The 4,250-nt window shown below is 65.0% G+C and carries 5 protein-coding genes and 1 pseudogene; 3 read left to right on the plus strand and 3 right to left on the minus strand.

Annotation, left to right across the window (positions count from 1 at the left end):
- Positions 1-317 precede the first annotated feature (317 nt).
- Together EP26_RS29935 and EP26_RS35875 are read left to right on the plus strand one after the other, a co-directional pair.
- A complete protein-coding gene (locus tag EP26_RS29935) occupies positions 318-611 on the plus strand; it encodes a TM2 domain-containing protein (protein ID WP_052389871.1) in 294 nt (97 codons plus the stop codon).
- Between the two features lie 149 nt (positions 612-760).
- Positions 761-952: a hypothetical protein gene (locus tag EP26_RS35875; RefSeq protein WP_157033944.1), complete on the plus strand. Its 192-nt coding sequence runs from the start codon at positions 761-763 to the stop codon at positions 950-952.
- Positions 953-1,222: 270 nt separating this feature from the next.
- On the opposite strand, the gene EP26_RS29940 is transcribed toward EP26_RS35875, so the two are convergent.
- On the minus strand, positions 1,223-2,257 hold the full coding sequence (locus EP26_RS29940; RefSeq protein ID WP_043344929.1) for an IS110 family RNA-guided transposase: 1,035 nt from the start codon (positions 2,255-2,257) through the stop codon (positions 1,223-1,225).
- Between the two features lie 169 nt (positions 2,258-2,426).
- Between EP26_RS29940 and EP26_RS29945 the strand changes: the two genes are divergently transcribed.
- Positions 2,427-3,284 (plus strand): IS5 family transposase, encoded by an 858-nt coding sequence (locus EP26_RS29945; RefSeq protein WP_052389872.1) that lies wholly within the window; start codon positions 2,427-2,429, stop codon positions 3,282-3,284.
- A gap of 101 nt (positions 3,285-3,385) precedes the next feature.
- Here EP26_RS29945 and EP26_RS38870 read toward each other — a convergent pair whose 3' ends face one another.
- The gene (locus tag EP26_RS38870; protein ID WP_408735127.1) at positions 3,386-3,565 is read right to left on the minus strand and encodes a Rap1a/Tai family immunity protein; all 180 of its coding nucleotides are present in this window, start codon (positions 3,563-3,565) and stop codon (positions 3,386-3,388) included.
- A gap of 42 nt (positions 3,566-3,607) precedes the next feature.
- A pseudogene (locus EP26_RS29950) lies at positions 3,608-4,129 on the minus strand (IS66 family transposase); the annotation flags it as partial.
- Positions 4,130-4,250 lie beyond the last annotated feature (121 nt).

Here is a 4,250-nt window from a genome sequence, read left to right on the forward strand (position 1 = left end):
GGACTGATCGGGCCTCACCGAGGCCACTCTCCGCCGTCTTGCCATACCGCGGCTGGTACCTGCTCAGGGCGGCACGGCAAGGATGCAACAGAACCGAAATGCGCCGAAACAGGGTGCGTTCGGGTGGTGTCAGGCCAATGGTTGGGTGGTTTTTGGGGAGGGCGGGCATCCCCTATTTAGGAATGAGGCTCAACCGTCCCGGTCTTGTGGTCGGAAGCTGGTAAGGTACGTCGTTTCGATCAGTATTAGAGGCGATGCCGTCCCCGATGACTGATTGAAGGCCCTTCGCCACCTTTTTCAATGACGAGACACACCCCATGAGCAGTGCAGTCGCAGAAGCCGGTCCGGGCGGGATGGATACCCGCAAGATGATGCAATACGACAACAACAAGAAGTCGGTTGGCGTCGCCTTTGCCCTTTGGTTCTTTCTTGGGCTGTTTGGCGGCCATCGCTTCTATCTCGGCAAGACCGGCACCGGCATCGTCATGGTGCTGCTGTCCATCACGGTGGTCGGGCTGATCGTGACAGCGATTTGGGGCATCATCGATGCCTTCCTCATCCCGGGCATCGTGCGCGAGAAGAACGAGAAGCTGATTGCACTGATCGGCTAAACGGCCGGCCGCTGTGACGCTGAGGCGACCTCCCGCACCAACAGCATGGGGTCGCCGGCAACGCACTGTCGTGCGATCTGCCAGCCAGCACCGTTTGATGCCGGGCTCGACCGTGGTGCTATCGTCGGAGCCCCACGGCCGAGGCCCTGATGAGCACTGACGAAGTTCCGGAAGGCATCGCCGCACCGCCGTCCCTACCACCTGCATCGCCGCCGCTCGGCAGAATCCCGATGAGCTTGGATCAGGTAGGCGACGGCATCGGCCTCCTGCATCCGCAGCGTCCATTGCTCGGCTTCGGTCTGCAAGCCAGATCGGCGGCAGTGTTCAGCGACCTGTTTTAGACGCTGAATTCGCTCAGTGCCCGTTCTCTAATCGGGCTTTTCAGGTCAAGCACCGGTGTGGAGGCTGGCCGCTGCCGGGTCATGGTTCTCTTCGGGGTCGGTGTGATCCGCCCCAGGATGGGGGTCAGGGATGGGGCGCCGCGATGTTTGAGGCGGCCTGATCGGGCGGGGCATGCCAGACCGGCCAACGGTCACTGCGCGGTCGCTGCCACCCACCGTCCCGGCAGAGACAGCCTCTCCGCCGGAGCGGAGCCTTGGCGGTGGAGCGCGTCAGGCCATCCTGGCCTCCTCGCGCGTCCACCAGAACTCCGTGCCGTCGGTCCAGATGCAGCGGAGAATGACGGCGATCTTCCGCGCGACGGCGACCCGCGCCTTCTTGGCGCCGATCCGCTGCACCAGTCGGGTGCCCCAGGCCTTGAGGGGGGAGAACCGCTGCACCTTCGTCAGCAGCACATTGGCTGCCTCGTACAGGCAGGTGCGGGTGAAGGCATCGCCGCACTTCGAGATACGGCCATGCCGATCTGTCTCGCCCGACTGGTAGCGGGTTGGCGTCAGTCCGAAATAGGGGCCGACATCACGTGCGTGCTTGAACCGCTTCGGGTCATCGAAAGTGGAGAGGAAGGCCGCGGCGGTGATAGGCCCAACCCCCGGCACTGTCGTGAACCGCTTGAGCACGGGCTCACGGCGAACGAGGCGGCGGATGTCACGGTCCAAGGCGGCGACCTGAGCCACCACGTGCCGCCGCACCTCGGCGAGCTTGGCCACCAGGCCGCTGATCGTCGCGTTACCCTTCGCCAGGGCCTCGGCACGACGGACGAGGGCATCGGTGTTTCCTGGTCCGACGATCAAGCCAAAGGTCTTCAGCAGGCCGCGAATCTGCCCATCCAGTTCCACACGGATCTCCACCAGGCGACGTCGAGCCGCCAGCAGGGCCAGGCGCTCGTGCGCGGTGAAGCTCTTGGCGGTGACGGCACGGTACCATCCCATCCGCAGCATCTCGGCCAGGCCGCGGGCATCGCTGCGGTCGGACTTGGTCGGCCGCATCGAGAGCGCGGCATGGGCATGCCGCGCGTCCATCAGCACCACCGGCAGGTCCGCCCCCTTGAGCGCATGATACAGCCAGGGCGAAGTGGCGCCGGTCTCGAGCCCCAGGCGCACCAGCTGCGGCGCCTTGCGGCGGATCAGCGCAATCAAGAGGGTCGGCTCCGCGGCAACCTTCCCCTCGAAGGTCACGGCGCCTTTGCCGTCAATCACGCAGACGCTGATCTCCTTCAGCGAGACGTCCAGCGCAACATACTGCTCCATGGCGGATCCTCCGGAGATGGCATGCCCGGGCTGAGCTTAACCAGCAGGGCGTCGGGGACGCTGCCCGCCCCGATTACCCCATGTTTTGGAAGGATGAGCCGGCTGGTTTGACGGGCTAACCAAGGCCACTCTGGCGGCGTTGCACGCGGTTTCCTGCCTGGGGACCGTCATGTGGACGTCTGTGGATCGCGCGCTGGTTGGGGATTTCGGGTCCGGCCAAGCACTTACGGATGACCAGTTCCGGCTCGTGGAGCCATTCATCCCGCCAGCCAAACCCGGAGGGCGCCCGCGAACCACGGACGTGCGGCGCCTGCTCGACGGCCTGTTCTACCTCGTGCGCACCGGCTGCCAGTGGCGGCACCTGCCACCCCCTCCGGTCTTTCCACCCTGGCCCACGGTGTACGGCTACATGCGCGCCTTCCTCCGCGACGGGGTGTGGGAGAGCATCCGCCACCACTTCGTGGTCATGCTGCGCGAGGGTGCGGGGCGCGAACCAAGTCCGACAGCGGCGGCCGTCGACACCCAGAGTGTGAGGACGTCGGAGAGCGGCGGCCCGCGCGGCTGGGATGCCGCGAAGCGACTGAAGGGACGCAAGCGCCACATCGCCGTGGACACCCAGGGGCTGCTGCTGGGCGTGGTCGTGCATGCGGCCGACATCCAGGACGCCGACGGCCTCCCGGAGCTGCTGAAGCGCGTGAAGCCCCTCTACAATTGGCTCCGGATCGTGTTTGCCGACAGCATCTACAACCGGCTCGCCGCCTTGCTCGCCTGCTTCCTGGCCGGTCTGATGCTGGTCATCGTTCGCCGCATCGCAAGCACAATCAGCTTAGCAGTGCAGCCGCGGCGTTGGGTGGTGGAGAGGTCGCTTGGTTGGCTTGGGCGATGGAGGCGCCTATCGAAGGACTACGAGGCGCTACCACAGATCTCGGAAGCCATGATCACTCTGGCCATGATCCGCCTTATGCTCCACCGCCTCGCACACCCGAGCCGCAGGCGTCTCCCGCACCCTGACTTCCAAAACGGGTAGTCAGAGATGATCTCCTGCGGCGACTTCTCAGCAAGCTTTGGATCACCAAGCCATTCGAAATGCCGCATGCCTGATCTCCGGTTCTCGATCTGGCGTTCGGATCAGCGACAGGGGAAGGCTTGTTGGAATGCTTCCTGCGCCAATGTGCTGAGGCGCTCATGCAGTCGGTGCGGTCTTGCGTCAACATATTGCAGAACCACCCAAATCATTTGGCCTGTTGTAACACCTCTGCTTGGACAAATATTTGGTTGGGCTGCAATAATTCCATCCAGCAAGCCCATGCAGTGTAATTACCCACCCCCCTGACTTTTGCGGCGGAGTGGTCAGGCCGTGACGGTTGTCAGGATGGTGCCAAAGATGCTGGTGCCGGGCACCAGGCGGGCGGTGTCGACCACGGTGCGCACGTCCGCCTCGCCCTGGGCGGCCCACATCGCGCGATAGCCGTTGGTGACCTTGCGCTGGATCACGGCGGGACGGAGATCGCGCTCGCAGGCGTTGTTCGTCGCCTCAACCTGACCGGGCCAGTCCACAAAGGTCAGTAGTTGGTCGCGCGCTCGTCGCAGCTTCGCTTGCAACGCCCGCGTCAGCTCGCAGCCGCTGGGGGCGGCCAGGATCGGGTCCAGCCTGCGCTCGAGTGCCCGCCGCTTGGCGGCCAGGGTGGAGGCGGCCAAGCCTGCGGCGGCGTCGGCCAGAGCAAAGGCTGAGCCCAGCCAGAGCTTGAGCCGGAACGGCACGGGGTCGTCGCTGGCCTCCACTGCATACGCCACGTCGCGCGCCAGGTGCGCCAGGCAGGTCTGCTGGGCCAAGCCATGGCCTTGTTGTGCAGCGTATCGGTCCGAGAGCCATCTGTGGACGCCCCCTTCAGGGCAAGGGAAAACTTCAGGATTGCCGTGACGCGTAGTCGGATGCTGCCATCTGTCCGGCCTCTTTTGCGGCCATGGACCGCCGGCCTGCATGGGAGTTCGC

This window comes from Belnapia moabensis DSM 16746 (assembly GCF_000745835.1).
GTDB classification, from domain to species: Bacteria; Pseudomonadota; Alphaproteobacteria; order Acetobacterales; family Acetobacteraceae; genus Belnapia; species Belnapia moabensis.